This window comes from Streptomyces sp. NPDC046876, from assembly GCF_040645035.1.
Taxonomy (GTDB): Bacteria; Actinomycetota; Actinomycetes; order Streptomycetales; family Streptomycetaceae; genus Streptomyces.
The window spans coordinates 18,433-34,034 of the sequence record NZ_JBEYXK010000014.1 but is presented as its reverse complement, the minus strand read 5'-3'; the positions used below and the strand labels follow the sequence as shown (position 1 = coordinate 34,034).

Here is a 15,602-nt window from a genome sequence, read left to right as displayed (position 1 = left end):
AGGCCCATGACGGACACCCGGGGCACCGCGGCGGGCAGGCGTCGCCACCGCGTCCGTGAGGAGGCGCTGGCCGATTCGATGCGCATCGCGCGGCGCCTGCTGGTCGAGAAGGGGCCGGGCGCGGTGACCGTCCGCGCCGTCGCCCGCGAGATGGGCCTGACCGCGCCCGGCCTCTACCGCTACTACGCCGGCCACCGGGAACTGGTCCAGGCGCTGGTCTCGCACCTCTACGACGAACTGGCCGCCGCCCTCGCCGCGGCGCGCGAGGAGCAGCCGGCCGGCCGGCCGGGCCGGCGGCTGCGCGAGGTGTGCCGCGAGCTGCGCCGCTGGGCGCTGGCCCATCCCCGGGAGTTCGCCCTGCTGTTCGCCAAGCCGGTGGCGGACGCCGACACGGCACCGGGGGCGCCGGCCCACGACCCGAGTTGGCGGTTCGGCGCGGTCATCCTCGACCTGATGGTCCAGCTCTGGCGCCGCGGCACCATCGAGGCCCCCACCGACCTCGACCCGGCCTGGACCGCGCAGTTGGAGGAGGTCCGCGAGCATCTGGCCGGCGAGCCCGTGCCGCTGGAGGTGATCTACGTCTTCGTCAGCTGCTGGGCGCGGCTGTACGGGGCGGTCGCCGTGGAGGCCTTCGGACACCTCGACTTCGCCCTCAGCGACCCCGAGCCGCTCTTCGAGCACACCATCGGCGAAGTCCTCACCTCGCTGGGCGCCCCGGCCGACTGAAGGCCCACGGACGCGCCGGCCTCACCCACCGCCACCCACCGCCACGCGCCGCTCGAAGGCGAGTGGCGGCAGAGCCGGAGGGATGTGGCGATTCCGGACGGAACGGCGGGTGCCGCTGCCACGCGTGCACGCTCAGGAAACTCCAGCACGACCAGCCGTTCACCTTGCATTTGCCGAGGGCTGTTGGTCTGTCGCCTGTTGATTGCTGCATCCCCACGCCAGTTGTTCCAAGGAGCCGTACCCATGCGCAGGCCCACGCGCCGACACCTCACGATCGCCACTGCCCTGGTCGCCACGACCGCAGCCGCCGCGGCCATCACCTCCACCGCCGGCGCGTCCGACACCGCGCAGCAGGCGAACGGAGCGATCCAGGGCGGGAAGGCGAAGAACGTCATCCTGCTGATCGGCGACGGCATGGGCGACTCGGAGATCACCCTTGCCCGCGACTACACGGTGGGCGCCAACGGCCGCCTGAACATGGACAGGTTCCCGCTGACCGGGGCCTACACCACCTACGCGGTCCACGAGGACGGCACGCCCGAGTACGTCACCGACTCCGCGGCCAGCGGCTCCGGCTGGGCCACCGGCGTGAAGACGGTCAACGGCCGCATCTCCAAGACGCCCGGCACGGACAAGGCCGTCCCCACCCTCCTGGAGCTGGCCCAGAAGAAGGGCTACGCCACCGGCAGCGTCACCACCGCGGAGCTGACCGACGCCACGCCCGCCGTGCTCGCCTCCCACACCACCGACCGCTCCTGCCAGGGTCCGGCCGACATGGCCAAGTGCCCCGCCGACACCATCGCGGCCGGCGGCCCCGGCTCCATCGCCGAGCAGTCGGTCAACCACAAGGTCGACGTCCTCCTCGGCGGCGGCAAGAAGCGGTTCGACCAGAAGGTCACCGACGGCACCTACAAGGGCCTCACCGTCACCGAGCAGGCGCAGAAGCTCGGCTACCAGGTGGTCACCGACAACGCCGGCCTGCAGGGCGTGAAGCCCGGCCAGCCGGTGCTCGGCCTGTTCGCCACGGGCAACGTGCCGGTGGAGTGGACCGGCAAGCCGGCCGCCGTCGGCGGCACGGACCCGCAGCGGTGCACCACCTCCAACCCGGGCCGTCCGGCGACGACCCCGAGCCTCGCCGACTCCGCCGCGAAGGCGATCGAGCTGCTGGAGGCCAAGCAGAAGCAGAAGCACTCCAAGCAGGGCTTCTTCCTCCAGATCGAGGGCGCCTCGATCGACAAGCAGGACCACGCCGCCGACCCCTGTGGCCAGATCGGCGAGACGGCCGCCTTCGACCGTGCGGTGAAGGTCGCCCGCGACTACGCCGCCAAGCACCCCGACACCCTCGTCGTCACCACCGCCGACCACGGCCACACCAGCCAGATCGTCCCGCTCGAGGCGGCCCCGCCCGGCCTCTCCTCCACCCTCGTCACCAACGAGGGCCAGCAGCTGAAGGTCAACTACTCGACCAACACCCCGGGCCAGTCCCAGGAGCACACCGGCGTGCAGGTCCGCATCGCCGCCCAGGGCCCCCAGGCCTACCGGGTCCTCGGCGTCACGAACCAGACCGACCTGTTCACCACGATCAGCGAGGCGCTCCGCCTGCGCTGAACCCGTTGAAGCACGGTCAGGGGGAGTCCGGTGACGGGCTCCCCCTGACGCTTCAGACCCGGAGCCCGCCGGCCGCCAGGGCGTCCTTGACCTCCCGCACCACGCGGGCCGCGTCCTCGGCGTTGTTCACCACGTCCGTGCGGTTCATGTCGATGACGAGGACGTCGCTGGCGTTGTAGTGCTTGTGCACCCAGTCGTCGTAGCCGGACCACAGGACGCGGTAGTACTCGACGAGGCTCTCGTCCTGTTCGAACTCGCGTCCCCGCAGGCCGATCCGGTACAGCACCGTCTCGAAGTCCGCCTTGAGGTAGACCATGAGGTCGGGGGCCTTGCGGTACGGCAGGCCGTCGATCTCGCGCATCATCTCGTCGAGCAGTCCCTCGTACACCTGCATCTCGAGGGAGCTGATCCGGCCCAGGTCGTGGTTGACCTTGGCGAAGTACCAGTCCTCGTATATGGACCGGTCGAGGACGTTGTCCCCCTGCTTGTACGCCTGCTTGATCGATGCGAACCGCGTCTGCAGGAAGTAGAGCTGGAGCAGGAAGGGGTAGCGCTTCGCCTGGATCTCCTCGGGGCTCGCCGTGTAGAAGAGCGGAAGGATCGGATTGTCTTCCACGCTCTCGTAGAAGACTTCGCTGCCCAGTTCCTTGGCCAGCAGTTCGGCAACGCTCGTCTTGCCGAGTCCGATCATGCCTCCGACGCAGATCACTGGCATACCTCACTTCTCCCTGGGGATCTTCTGTTCGCAGGCGTCCGGGCCGGGCGCCCCGCGCCACGGAGAGGCAGTCGGCGGTCAGTCGATTCCCCAGGATCTTCAGATCAGCTCATGCGGTCCCCGTCCAGACCGAGACCGACGCGGCCGCCTCCTCGGCAGACCGGAGTGGCCGCAGTTGCCGCATACAGCGGGCCACCGTCCCGCGGCCGTCTTGAAGCATAAATGACGTTGCTCCCCGCGCCAGCCAGAGCACCGCCACCGTCACGGCCTGCGGGGCCGCGGGGCGTGGCCGACATGCCGACGGAGCCGACGGAGCCGGCGTCAGGCGAGTTCCCGGACGTCGAGCGGCAGCCTCCAGGAGTTACGGCGGTGGGCCGCTTCGTACTCGGCCCGGAGCGGGGAGGGCGGTACGGTCAGGACGGGACAGGCCGCGTGTCGCAGGACGTGGCGGGCGACCGAAGGGCGCAGCAGGCGGCGGAGCGGTCCGCGCGGGCCCGAGCCCACCACGAGCAGGTCTTCGGGGTCTCGCGCGACGTCGACGAGCACGGCGCCCGCCGTGCCCCGCACCGTGAGGCCCGTGACGGTGACGGCCGGGGTTCCGGCACCGAACGTGGTGTCGAGTACCTCGCGCAGCCGATCCGCCGCGGCCGACCGGCACAGCGCCAGGACCGGCACCCCGCAGGAGGTGCGGCCGCCCGGTCCGCCCTCCGGGGCCTGCCATGCCAGTACCGCGCACAGCTCCACCTGCCGCAGCCGGGCCTCGACAGCAGCCCGGTGAAGTGCTCCGAGGCCGCCCAGGCCCTCACTGACACCGACGACCACCTTCGGCACGCTTCCTCCCTCGTCGACCCGTCCGGGAGGCCCATCCAACTGCAGGGATGCGTTCCGGGACCGATTCGCTGACGGCCCTCTGACGCGGTCGGCGACGATTCTGACGCGTTGCTGACACCCTGCGTCCCCGGACACGGTGGCGCGGTCGCGTCGGCAGCGGAGAGGGTGATGGTGATGAGGAAGTCGGTGGCTGCGCAGACAACCGTGATCACCGACGCCGCCCGCCTGTCGCGCCTCCAGGGCACCGCCCGGCTGGCCGAGGACGGCCGCTCGCCGGAGGCGGTCGTCGAGTACGCGCGCCAGGAGCAGCCGCCTGGTGGCCGTCGCGCCGGCCGCACAGGCCGGCTCCGCCCCGGACACGGCCGGCCTGGCCGACCTGGGCTGACCGGGCCTTTCCGGCCGTTTCCGTCAGGGCGGCGTTAAGAGTTCCCGTGCGCCCGTATCGACTCCGTCAAGGCGTCTTAGCGCCGGCATGAAGACACGGTTATCTCGTCATCGGCCATCTGGCCGATTCATTGCTTCCCACTTCACTCAGGAGCTCGCGATGGCCGATCTGGCCTTCGTCGTCACCACGGTCGCGGTGTTCGCGCTGGTGGCTCTCATCGCCAAGGGGGTGACCAAGCTGTGAACGCCGAGAACATCGTCGGCCTCGTCGTGGCCGTCGCCCTGCTGGGCTACCTCGTCCTCGCCCTCGTCAAGCCGGAGAGGTTCTAGCCACCGATGAGTCCCGTGCTCGCTGGTGTGCTCCAGCTCCTCGCACTGATCGCCGCGCTCGCGCTGGCCTACCGCCCCCTGGGCGACCACATGGCCCGCGTCTACTCCTCCGAGAAGCACTACCAGCCGGAGAAGTGGATCTACAAGGCCATCGGCGCCAACCCGTCCGCCGAGATGCGCTGGCCCGCCTACCTGCGCGGTGTCCTCGCCTTCTCCGTGGTCAGCGTGCTCTTCCTCTACGCCCTGCAGCGCGCCCAGGGCGTCCTGCCCGGCTCGCTCGGCTTCCAGGCCATCGACCCGGACCAGGCCTTCAACACCGCCGCCTCGTTCGTGGCCAACACCAACTGGCAGTCGTACTACGGCGAGCAGGCCATGGGCCACGTCGTACAGACCGGCGGCCTGGCGGTGCAGAACTTCGTCTCCGCCGCGGTCGGCATGGCCGTCGCCGTCGCCCTCGTACGGGGCTTCGCGCGCTCCCGTACCGGTGAACTCGGCAACTTCTGGGCCGACCTGGTGCGCGGCACCGTCCGGATCCTCCTTCCGATCGCCGTGATCGGCGCGATCGTCCTGGTCGCCTGCGGCGCCTTCCAGAACCTCGCCGGCATCCACGAGGTCGGCCAGTTCACGGGCGGTTCGCAGCAGTGGAACGGCGGGGCCGTCGCCTCGCAGGAGGTCATCAAGGAGCTCGGCACCAACGGCGGCGGCTACTTCAACGCCAACTCCGCCCACCCCTTCGAGAACCCGAACCCCTTCTCCAACCTCTTCGAGGTCTTCCTCGTCCTCGTCATCCCCTTCGCGCTGACCCGCACCTTCGGCCGCATGGCCGGAAGCCTGCGCCAGGGTTACGCCGTCCTCGCCACGATGGCGACGATCTGGCTCGGCTTCACCGCCCTGATGATGTGGACCGAGTTCGCGCACCACGGCCCGGCCTTCGACGTCGCGGGCGGCGCAATGGAGGGCAAGGAGACCCGCTTCGGGATCGCCGGCTCGGCGATCTTCTCGGTCGCCACCACGCTGACCTCGACCGGCGCGGTCAACTCCTTCCACTCCTCCTACACCGGTCTCGGCGGCGGGATCCAGCTGCTGGGCATGCAGCTCGGCGAGATCGCGCCCGGCGGTGTCGGCTCGGGCCTCTACGGCATGCTGATCATGGCGATCATCGCGGTGTTCATCGCCGGCCTGATGGTCGGCCGCACCCCCGAGTACCTGGGCAAGAAGATCGGCACCCGCGAGATCAAGCTCGCCGCCTGCTACATCCTCATCACCCCGGCCCTCGTGCTGTGCTTCACCGCCGCGGCCATGGCGCTGCCGACCCCGCCCCACTCGATGCTGAACTCGGGCGCGCACGGGTTCTCCGAGGTCCTGTACGCCTACACCTCGGGCGCCAACAACAACGGCTCGGCCTTCGCCGGCCTGAACGCCGACACGCAGTGGTTCAACTCGACCATCGGCATCGCGATGCTGCTCGGCCGTTTCCTGCCCATGGTGTTCGTCCTCGCGCTGGCCGGCTCGCTCGCCGAGCAGAAGCCCGTCCCCGAGACGGCAGGCACGCTCCGTACCGACAAGCCGCTCTACACCGGTCTGCTCGTCGGCACGATCCTCATCGTCACCGGTCTGACCTACTTCCCGGCCCTGGCTCTGGGTCCGCTCGCCGAAGGGCTCGCATCATGAGCACCGCCACTGAGACCCGTGCTCCGCACGAGGACCTGCCCACGGGCCACAAGCCGCCTGCCGCCCGCGTCGGCGGGGGCCTGTTCGACCCCAAGCAGCTGATCAAGTCCTTCCCCGACGCGATCCGCAAGCTCGACCCCCGCGTCATGATCAAGTCCCCGGTCATGTTCGTCGTCCTCATCGGCTCGGTGGTCACCACCGTCCTCGCCCTTCTGGACCCGACGGACTGGTTCGGCTGGGCCATCACGGCCTGGCTGTGGCTGACCACGATCTTCGCCAACCTCGCCGAGGCCGTCGCCGAAGGCCGCGGCAAGGCCCAGGCCGACACGCTGCGCAAGGCCAAGACCGACTCGGTCGCCCGCCGCCTGACCAAGGACGGCCTCGGCGAGGAGCAGGTCCCGGGCATCGAGCTGAAGATCGGCGACCTGGTGGTCTGCGAGGCCGGCGACGTCATCCCCGGCGACGGTGACGTCGTCGAGGGCGTGGCCTCGGTCGACGAGTCCGCCATCACCGGAGAGTCCGCTCCCGTCATCCGGGAGTCCGGCGGCGACCGCTCGGCCGTCACCGGCGGTACGAAGGTGCTCTCCGACCGGATCGTCATCAAGATCACGACGAAGCCGGGCGAGACCTTCATCGACCGGATGATCGCCCTCGTGGAGGGTGCGGCCCGGCAGAAGACGCCCAACGAGATCGCGCTGAACATCCTCCTCGCGTCCCTCACGATCGTCTTCCTGCTGGCCGTCGTCACCCTGCAGCCCTTCGCGATCCACGCGGGCGCCGAGCAGTCGATGATCGTGCTCACCGCTCTCCTGGTGTGCCTGATCCCGACCACCATCGGCGCCCTGCTGTCCGCGATCGGCATCGCGGGCATGGACCGCCTGGTCCAGCGCAACGTACTGGCCATGTCGGGCCGGGCCGTCGAAGCCGCCGGTGACGTCTCGACGCTGCTCCTCGACAAGACCGGCACCATCACGCTCGGCAACCGCCAGGCCTCCGAGTTCGTCCCCGTGAAGGGCACCACCGAGGCCGAGCTGGCCGACGCCGCCCAGCTGTCCTCGCTCGCCGACGAGACCCCCGAGGGCCGTTCCATCGTCGTCCTGGCGAAGGAGGAGTACGGCCTCCGCGAACGTCACCAGGGCGAGCTGGCGCACGCCGAGTGGATCGCCTTCACCGCCCAGACCCGTATGTCGGGTGTGGACGTGGACGGCAAGCAGACCCGCAAGGGCGCGGCCGGTTCGGTCACCACCTGGGTCAAGGAGCAGGGCGGCCAGGTCGCCGACGACGCCGACCTCTTCGCGAACGAGATCTCGGAAGCAGGCGGTACGCCGCTCCTCGTCGCCGTCAAGGACGACAAGGGCGCCCGGGTCCTCGGTGTCATCCACCTCAAGGACGTCGTCAAGGAGGGCATGCGCGAGCGGTTCGACGAGCTGCGCCGCATGGGCATCAAGACCGTCATGATCACCGGTGACAACCCGCTCACCGCGAAGGCCATCGCCGAAGAGGCGGGTGTCGACGACTTCCTCGCCGAGGCCACCCCCGAGGACAAGATGGCCCTCATCAAGCGGGAGCAGGCCGGCGGCAAGCTCGTCGCGATGACCGGCGACGGCACCAACGACGCCCCGGCCCTCGCCCAGGCCGACGTCGGCGTGGCCATGAACACCGGCACCTCGGCCGCCAAGGAGGCCGGGAACATGGTGGACCTGGACTCCAACCCCACCAAGCTCATCGAGATCGTCGAGATCGGCAAGCAGCTCCTCATCACCCGAGGAGCCCTGACCACCTTCTCCATCGCCAACGACGTCGCGAAGTACTTCGCGATCATCCCGGCCATGTTCGCCGTGGTCTACCCCGGCCTCGACAAGCTCAACATCATGGGCCTGCACTCGCCCGAGTCGGCGATCCTCTCCGCGGTCATCTTCAACGCGCTGATCATCATCGCCCTCGTCCCGCTCGCCCTCAAGGGCGTGCGGTACAAGCCGACCAGCGCCGACAGGATGCTCCGCCGCAATCTGGGGCTGTACGGCGTGGGCGGTCTCATCGCCCCGTTCATCGGCATCAAGATCATCGACCTCCTCATCACCCTCATCCCCGGAATCGGCTGAGACGACATGAACAACTCTGTAGGCAACACAGCACGGTTGATCGGGGCAGGCCTGCGCGCCCTTCTCGTCCTGACCGTGATCTGCGGGGTCATCTACCCGCTGGCCGTCACCGGGATCGCCCAGGCCCTGTTCAATGACAAGGCCAACGGCTCCGAGATCAAGGACAAGAGCGGGCAGGTCGTCGGCTCCTCCCTCATCGGGCAGAGGTACGACCTGCCCAAGAAGGACCCGAGCGACCCCGAGGAGGCCGCGAAGCCGGATCTGAAGTGGTTCCAGCCGCGCCCCTCCAACGGACTCGGCGCCAACAGCGTCAACACCCGGTACTCGCTGATCCTGTCCGGCGCCACCAACCGCTCCGCCGACAACGGCGCCGTGAACGGCAAGTGCACCAAGGGTGCCGGCGAAGGCACCCTCTGCGCGCAGGTCGTCGCCGCCAAGGAGGCGGTCGTCGCCGACAACTCCACCGCCGGCTACAAGGTCAAGCCCGAGGACGTCCCGGCCGACGCCGTCACCTCCTCCGGCTCGGGCCTGGACCCGGACATCTCCCCGGAGTACGCCAAGCTCCAGGTCCACCGGGTCGCCGAGCAGAACAAGCTCGACGTCAAGCAGGTCGAGAAGCTCGTCGCGGACCACACCACCGGCCGGACCCTCGGCTTCATGGGCGAGCCCCGGGTCAACGTCCTCGAGCTCAACACCGCCCTCAAGGCACTGACCAAGAGCTGATGCTCCCCCTCGCACGGACCGGGAGCCGGCGGGGCGCGGCACTCCCCCAGCCACGCCGGGAGGGTGCCCGAGCGCCCCGCCGGCTCCGCACCGTGCCCGTAACGAAGGAGAGGCCGCACACCGATGACCCGGGTGCTGGTGGTGGAGGACGATCCCCAGCTCGTCCGCGCGCTGAAGATCAACCTCCAGGCGCGCACGTTCGAGGTCGAGGAGGCCGCCGACGGCGGCTCGGCCCTGCGGCTCGCGGCCGCACGCAAGCCGGACGTCATCGTGCTGGACCTCGGGCTGCCCGACATGGACGGCGTCGACGTGATCAAGAACGTCCGCGCCTGGAGCCGCGTGCCCATCCTGGTCCTCTCCGCCCGGCACACGTCGGAGGACAAGATCCGGGCGTTGGACGCCGGCGCGGACGACTACGTGACGAAGCCGTTCAGCATGGACGAGCTCCTGGCCCGCCTGCGGGCAGCCGCCCGGAGGCACGAGGTCCCGGCGGCATCCCGGCCCGACGAGGTCGCCGTCGTCACGACCGACGAGTTCACCGTCGACCTCGTCGCACGGAAGGTACGGCGGGGAGACCGCACCGTACGCCTGACCCCGACGGAGTGGCATCTGCTGGAAATCCTCATCACCCACCCGGGCCGACTGATCACACAGGCACGGCTGTTGCTGGAGGTCTGGGGCCCGACGTACCCGGGAGAACACCAACTACCTGCGCGTATACATGGCCCAGCTACGGCGCAAGCTGGAAGCGGACCCCTCTCACCCCCGGTACCTGATCACGGAACCGGGCATGGGATACCGCTTCGAACCCTGATCACCCGCCCGATCGTCAACAGAGAAGAAGAGTCTGATACATGGGACGCGGCAAGCTCCGCATCTACCTCGGTGCGGCACCCGGCGTCGGCAAGACGTACGCGATGCTCTCCGAGGCGCACCGCCGGGTCGAGCGGGGCACCGACTGCGTCGTCGGCTTCGTCGAGCACCACAGCCGGCCGCGGACCGAGGTGATGCTGCACGGGCTCGAGCTCATCGAGCGGCGCGCGCTGGAGTACCGCGGCTCCACGTTCACCGAGATGGACGTCGACGCGATCCTCGCCCGCCGCCCCGCCGTCGCGCTGGTGGACGAGCTCGCCCACACCAACGTGCCCGGCTCGCGCCACGCCAAGCGCTGGCAGGACGTGGAGGAACTGCTGCAGGCGGGCATCGACGTCATCTCGACGGTGAACATCCAGCACCTCGAATCGCTGGGTGACGTGGTGGAGACGATCACCGGTGTCCGCCAGCGCGAGACCGTCCCCGACGAGGTGGCCCGGCGGGCGGACCAGATCGAGCTGGTCGACATGTCCCCACAGGCACTGCGACGCCGTATGGCCCACGGCAACGTCTACAAGCCGGACAAGGTCGACGCGGCCTTGTCGAACTACTTCCGTCCCGGCAATCTGACCGCGCTGCGCGAGCTGGCGCTGCTGTGGGTGGCCGACCGGGTCGACGAGTACCTCCAGGAGTACCGGGGCGAGCACAACATCCGCTCCACCTGGCAGGCGCGCGAGCGGATCGTCGTCGGTCTCACCGGCGGCCCCGAGGGCCGTACGCTCATCCGGCGCGCCGCCCGCCTCGCCGAGAAGGGCGCGGGCGGCGAGGTACTCGCCGTCTACATCGCCGCGAGCGACGGGCTCACCTCCGCCTCGCCCAAGGAGCTGGCCGTCCAGCGCACCCTGGTCGAGGACCTGGGCGGCACCTTCCACCACGTCATAGGCGACGACGTCTCCGACGCCCTGCTGGAGTTCGCGCGCGGGGTCAACGCCACGCAGATCGTGCTCGGGGTCAGCCGCCGCCGCTCCTGGCAGTACGTCTTCAGCCCCGGGGTCAGCGCCACCGTCGCCCGCGAATCGGGCCCGGACCTCGACGTCCACATCGTCACCCACGACGAGGCCGCCAAGGGCCGCGGCCTGCCCGTCGCCCGCGGCGCGCGCCTCGGCCGCTCGCGCATCATCTGGGGCTGGCTCACCGGCATCGCCGGCCCCGCCCTGCTCGCCGTACTGCTGAGCCGGTTCGTCCCCGACCTCGGGCTCGCGAACGACATGCTGCTCTTCCTCACCTTCACGGTGGCGGCGGCCCTGCTCGGCGGGCTGTTCCCCGCGCTCGCCTCGGCGGCGTTCGGATCCCTGCTGCTGAACTACTACTTCACGCCGCCCCTGCACGAGTTCACCGTCTCCGACCCGAAGAACATCGTCGCCATCGCGATCTTCGTCGGCGTGGCGGTGTCAGTGGCCTCGGTGGTCGACCTGGCTGCCCGGCGCACCCACCAGGCCGCCCGCCTGCGCGCCGAATCGGAGATCCTCTCCTTCCTCGCGGGCAGCGTGCTGCGGGGCGAGGACTCCCTCGGCGCCCTCCTCGAACGGCTCCGCGAGACCTTCTCCATGCAGTCGGTCGTCCTCCTGGAACGCACCAGTGAGGTAGACCCCTGGACCACGGCGGCATCCGTCGGCACCGGCCCCGTCAGCCGGCCCGAGGACGCGGACGTCGACCTGCCCATGGGCGACACCATGGCTCTCGCCCTGACCGGCCGGGTCCTGCCCGCCGAGGACCGCCGCGTCCTCGGCGCCTTCGCGGCTCAGGCGGCCGTCGTACTCGACCGCCAGCGCCTCGTCGACGAGGCCGAGAAGTCCCGCGAACTCGTCGAGGCCAACCGCATCCGTACCGCGCTGCTCGCCGCCGTCAGCCACGACCTGCGCACCCCGCTCGCCGGCATCAAGGCCTCGGTCACCTCACTGCGCTCCGCCGACGTCGAATGGTCCGAGGGCGACAAGGCCGAACTCCTCGAAGGGATCGAGGACGGCGCCGACCGTCTCGCGGCCCTGATCGGCAACCTCCTCGACATGTCCCGCCTCAACACCGGCACGGTCGTCCCGCTGATCCGGGAGACCGACCTCGACGAGGTGGTCCCGATGGCCCTGGGCGGCGTACCGGAGGACGGCGTGTACCTCGACATCCCCGAGACGCTGCCGATGGTCGCCGTCGACCGGGGCCTGCTGGAGCGGGCCGTCGCCAACATCGTCGAGAACGCCGTCAAGTACAGCCGCGCCGGCCACCCCGTCAACGTCTCCGCCAGCGCCCTGGCCAACCGCGTCGAGGTCCGCGTCGTCGACCGCGGGCCCGGAGTCCCCGACGAGGCCAAGGAGCGCATCTTCGAACCCTTCCAGCGCCACGGAGACGCTCCACGGGGCGCCGGAGTCGGCCTCGGCCTCGCGGTCGCCCGCGGCTTCACCGAGGCCATCGGCGGCACCCTGACGGCCGAGGACACCCCGGGCGGCGGCCTCACCATGGTCCTCACCCTCCCCATAGCGGGGGACGGTCCTCCGGTATCACCCGAGCTCCCGACGTCCGCGGTCACGTGACATCGAGGCGGCCTTGACGAAGCGCCACCAGAAGGCCGTCAAGAAGCCCTCGGGCACTTGCCTCCGCGTCCCCGGTGCGCTGGGATTGGGCCGTGAACAGCGGTCCGCGCTACGACGGTCCGCCACCGTCATGGCGAAGCCGTGCCGGTGTCACGCCGGTGCAGCCGACGGCGCCCGCTGTCCGCCCGCCCGCCCTCTGACATCGGCCGCGCGTCCTCCGCGTACCTGCCTCCAGCCCCTGCAGGGCGCTGACCGGGGTTCCGTACGCATCCTCACCTTCACCGCATGGCCTGATCCCACGCCCCCGCCTCGCGCCGCCGCGGTCTCCGTCAACCGCGGGGTGTGCGAGACCGGCCTCCTTCCTCTGTACGGCCACGAGGGCGTCGCCCCGGTCCCCGCCGCCACCGAGGACCGCACCGGCAAGCGCCTGGGCAAGCTCGCCGACCTCCTCGTCGGTCACACCGCCTTCACCCTGTCGATGGAGCGGCCGTCAATGCACCGTCAAAGTCCCGGCCGGCCCCGTCAGGAAGCCGTCAGGGCCGTTTCGTTCAGCGCTTCGTTGATGTTCGCTGGTGTGGTTGAGGACGCACGGAGGAGTCGGTGTACGGGTGAGCACGGAGAATGTCGTAGGCGCCGTCGTCGCGGGCAGCCTGGTCGGGTATCTGGTCCTGGCGTTGTTCTTCCCCGAGAGGTTCTGAGCGTGACGACCGTGCACGAGGTCGGCCCGGCGGCCGGGGCGCGGCCGGGCCGTCGGCCCGGGATGCCCTGGCCGGCCGGGTCGAGGTCAGGATCGCCGACCGCGGCCCCGGGATCGCCGCCGAGGACCGTGAGCGGGCCTTCGAGCCCTTCCAACGCCTCGGCGACCGCGACAACACCGCCGGACTCGGCCTCGGCCTCGGCCTCGCCCTGGCCCGGGGGCTCACCGAGGCCATGGACGGCACGCTCACGGCGGAGGACACCCCGGGCGGCGGTCTGACCACGGTGCTGTCCCTGCCCGTGGCCGTCGATGCGGCCGCAGGACGGCTCTGACCGGCATGTCCTCCTCAACCCACCACCGCGCCGGCATCGGGCCGATCGTCCGTACCCTGGGGGGAACGCATGTCATTCGACGAGGGTGGAGGTCTGGGTACGGAAGGCTCCGACCGACGTCAACGGACGCCGTGAAGACCTCGCCCGCTTCGTCGCCGCCTACCTGCCGGCCGCGCAGAAGGCGGCCGGCTGCACCCTTTGATCAGAAGCACCGTCCCCCCATCGGCTTGAGGAGGCTCTCTGTGCGGTACGACGACGAACCGGTCTTCAGACGGAGCAAGTGGGGGAACCAGTACTACGCCAACCCCCGCAACCCCGTCGGGCTCGTCCTCATCGTCATCACCGTGCTCTACGTCGGGACGATCCTGATCCTCATGGCCAACCGGGCAGGACCCTTCAAGCCCTCGCCCGCCCCCGCACCGTGGAGCCCGCCGCCGTACGACTACTCCCGGCCGTCGCCTTCGATCAGCCCACCTGGCCCTTGACATGGAACGACGTGGGTGGCCCAGCGGATGCTCCTCCGCGACACGAGGGTCAGCGCATCGACCCCGAGGGGGCCCAAATGGTCTTCAGCGTCTCCGACTTGGAGTGACCCTCACGCCCTCTCACCTGAGTAGTTGGTCCACCCGCAGGCCATGGTCACCCTGACGGGGCTCTCACTCCGGAAGATATGCGGCTCGGGTTCGCTCCCGCAGATATTTCTGTGGTGATCCATTGACCGGGGCCGACGCGCCTGGATAGAAAGATCACGATCAGGACCGCGATCACGAGTCGCTCCGGTCCATACAGCTCTGCCCCGGGGGATTTCGCTTTGCCGCACACAGATGCACTTCGTCCTGCCCGCGTCCTCGTGGTCGAACCCGCCTCCTCCGGGGGCGCCACCCTGATCGGCGTCGCGGCCGAGATGGGACTGCGGGTCGTCGTCGCCACCGCCGACTCCGGCGACCGCCGGCTCTCCGACGCCGTGCGCGCGGCGGCCGACTCGGTGCTGACGGTGGAGACCAACGACCAAGCCGCCCTTGAAGCGGCCGTGCTCGAACTGCACCGGGCCGAGCCGTTCGAGGCGGTGCTGCCGGGCTCCGACATCTATGTGACGGCGACCGCGCGCGTCGCCGCGGCACTGGACCTGCCCGGCCTGCCCGTGGCGACCGTCGACCGGGTCCGGGACAAGAGCGTCATGCGGGCCGCCGTGGCGGAGGCCGGGCTGCGCACTCCGCGCTTCGCCCAGGCGACCACCGACGCCGAACTGCGCGCCGCGGCCGAACGGGTGGGCTTCCCCTGCGTGCTGAAGCCGGTCGCCTGCTCCGGCAGCATCCACGTCAGCCGCGCCGATGACCTCGACCAGCTCACCGCCGCGTTCCAGCGGCTCGTGACCGACCCGGAGCCCGACATGGGCAAGCTGCACGAGCACCGGGTGCTCGTCGAAGAGTACGTCCAAGGCCCGGAGTTCAGCGCCGACGGCTATGTCCTGGAGAGCGGCGAGGTCACCGTCGTCGCCCTCAGCCGCACGCTGCTCGGCCCCGAGCCCGACTTCGTGGAGATGGGCCACCTCACCCCGGCCCTCGTCGACGACGCCACCCTGAAGAGCGTCGAGGCGTACGTCGGCGACGTCGTCCGCGCCGTCGGCATCACCAGCGGCCCCTTCCACTGCGAGCTGCGCCTGGCCGCCGACGGTCCGGTGCTCATCGAGATCGGCGCCCGGCTGCCGGGCGACCGGATCGTGGAGCTGCTGCGGCTCGTGACCGGCGTCAGCCTGCCCAAGGTGGCCGTCGCCCTCGCGCTCGGCATCGACCTGGAGGCGGTCGGCGCCTTCTCGCGGCCGCAGGCCGAGAGCGCCGGCATCCGCTTCTTCTCCGCCGCGGGCCGCTCCTCGTACCGGGAGCTCTCCGGATGGACGGAGCTGGAGGCGCTCCCGGAAGTCACGGAGACCGCCGTGTACTTCGCGCCGGGCGAGACCATCCCGGGTGTCGAGGACTGCCGCTCGCGCCTCGGCCACGCCCTGTTCACCGCCGACTCGCCGCAGGGCGCCCTCGACCGCTGGCAGGCACTCGGCGACCTCGTCGTCCCGTCCTGACCCGGCGGACC

General features: G+C 70.3%; 13 protein-coding genes and 2 pseudogenes. 13 read left to right on the top strand and 2 right to left on the bottom strand.

All coding sequences use genetic code 11. The features are described 5' to 3' along the window. Positions 1 to 6: 6 nt before the first annotated feature. The gene (locus ABZ924_RS11145) at positions 7 to 726 is read left to right on the top strand and encodes a TetR/AcrR family transcriptional regulator (RefSeq protein ID WP_361906908.1); all 720 of its coding nucleotides are present in this window, start codon (positions 7 to 9) and stop codon (positions 724 to 726) included. Positions 727 to 969: 243 nt separating this feature from the next. Beyond that, positions 970 to 2,334, top strand: a complete 1,365-nt coding sequence (locus ABZ924_RS11140; RefSeq protein WP_361906906.1) for an alkaline phosphatase — start codon at positions 970 to 972, stop codon at positions 2,332 to 2,334. A gap of 52 nt (positions 2,335 to 2,386) precedes the next feature. Here ABZ924_RS11140 and ABZ924_RS11135 read toward each other — a convergent pair whose 3' ends face one another. Both ABZ924_RS11135 and ABZ924_RS11130 read right to left on the bottom strand, forming a co-directional pair. Next, a complete protein-coding gene (locus ABZ924_RS11135; protein ID WP_361906904.1) occupies positions 2,387 to 3,049 on the bottom strand; it encodes a deoxynucleoside kinase in 663 nt (220 codons plus the stop codon). 321 nt (positions 3,050 to 3,370) lie between these two features. Then, positions 3,371 to 3,880, bottom strand: a complete 510-nt coding sequence (locus ABZ924_RS11130) for a universal stress protein (RefSeq protein ID WP_361906902.1) — start codon at positions 3,878 to 3,880, stop codon at positions 3,371 to 3,373. 472 nt (positions 3,881 to 4,352) lie between these two features. Here ABZ924_RS11130 and ABZ924_RS11125 point away from each other — a divergent pair, with 472 nt between their 5' ends. The 11 genes and pseudogenes from ABZ924_RS11125 (at position 4,353) to ABZ924_RS11075 (ending at position 15,591) form a co-directional block, all read left to right on the top strand. Further along, positions 4,353 to 4,508, top strand: coding sequence for a hypothetical protein (locus tag ABZ924_RS11125; RefSeq protein WP_361906900.1), 156 nt, complete (start codon positions 4,353 to 4,355; stop codon positions 4,506 to 4,508). Beyond that, positions 4,505 to 4,594: a K(+)-transporting ATPase subunit F gene (gene kdpF / locus ABZ924_RS11120; protein WP_037884112.1), complete on the top strand. Its 90-nt coding sequence runs from the start codon at positions 4,505 to 4,507 to the stop codon at positions 4,592 to 4,594. The genes ABZ924_RS11125 and kdpF (ABZ924_RS11120) overlap by 4 nt, the downstream gene beginning before the upstream one ends. A 6-nt stretch (positions 4,595 to 4,600) precedes the next feature. Further along, positions 4,601 to 6,265 (top strand): potassium-transporting ATPase subunit KdpA, encoded by a 1,665-nt coding sequence (gene kdpA, locus ABZ924_RS11115; protein WP_361906898.1) that lies wholly within the window; start codon positions 4,601 to 4,603, stop codon positions 6,263 to 6,265. After that, entirely contained in the window at positions 6,262 to 8,367 is a 2,106-nt protein-coding gene (gene kdpB / locus ABZ924_RS11110) for a potassium-transporting ATPase subunit KdpB (RefSeq protein WP_361906896.1), read from the top strand. Before kdpA ends, kdpB begins: the two co-directional genes overlap by 4 nt. 6 nt (positions 8,368 to 8,373) lie before the next feature. After that, the gene (locus tag ABZ924_RS11105; RefSeq protein WP_361906894.1) at positions 8,374 to 9,090 is read left to right on the top strand and encodes a potassium-transporting ATPase subunit C; all 717 of its coding nucleotides are present in this window, start codon (positions 8,374 to 8,376) and stop codon (positions 9,088 to 9,090) included. Between the two features lie 123 nt (positions 9,091 to 9,213). Beyond that, positions 9,214 to 9,904: pseudogene (locus tag ABZ924_RS11100) on the top strand (response regulator). 40 nt (positions 9,905 to 9,944) lie between these two features. Beyond that, the gene (locus ABZ924_RS11095; protein WP_361906892.1) at positions 9,945 to 12,488 is read left to right on the top strand and encodes a sensor histidine kinase KdpD; all 2,544 of its coding nucleotides are present in this window, start codon (positions 9,945 to 9,947) and stop codon (positions 12,486 to 12,488) included. Positions 12,489 to 13,096: 608 nt separating this feature from the next. After that, positions 13,097 to 13,186 carry a K(+)-transporting ATPase subunit F gene (kdpF, locus tag ABZ924_RS11090; protein ID WP_361906890.1) on the top strand — a complete coding sequence of 30 codons (90 nt, stop codon included), beginning with the start codon at positions 13,097 to 13,099 and terminating at the stop codon, positions 13,184 to 13,186. Between the two features lie 64 nt (positions 13,187 to 13,250). Next, positions 13,251 to 13,517: pseudogene (locus ABZ924_RS11085) on the top strand (ATP-binding protein); the annotation flags it as partial. A gap of 242 nt (positions 13,518 to 13,759) precedes the next feature. Then, positions 13,760 to 14,002 (top strand): hypothetical protein, encoded by a 243-nt coding sequence (locus tag ABZ924_RS11080; protein ID WP_361906888.1) that lies wholly within the window; start codon positions 13,760 to 13,762, stop codon positions 14,000 to 14,002. Between the two features lie 326 nt (positions 14,003 to 14,328). Next, positions 14,329 to 15,591: an ATP-grasp domain-containing protein gene (locus ABZ924_RS11075; protein WP_361906886.1), complete on the top strand. Its 1,263-nt coding sequence runs from the start codon at positions 14,329 to 14,331 to the stop codon at positions 15,589 to 15,591. Positions 15,592 to 15,602 lie beyond the last annotated feature (11 nt).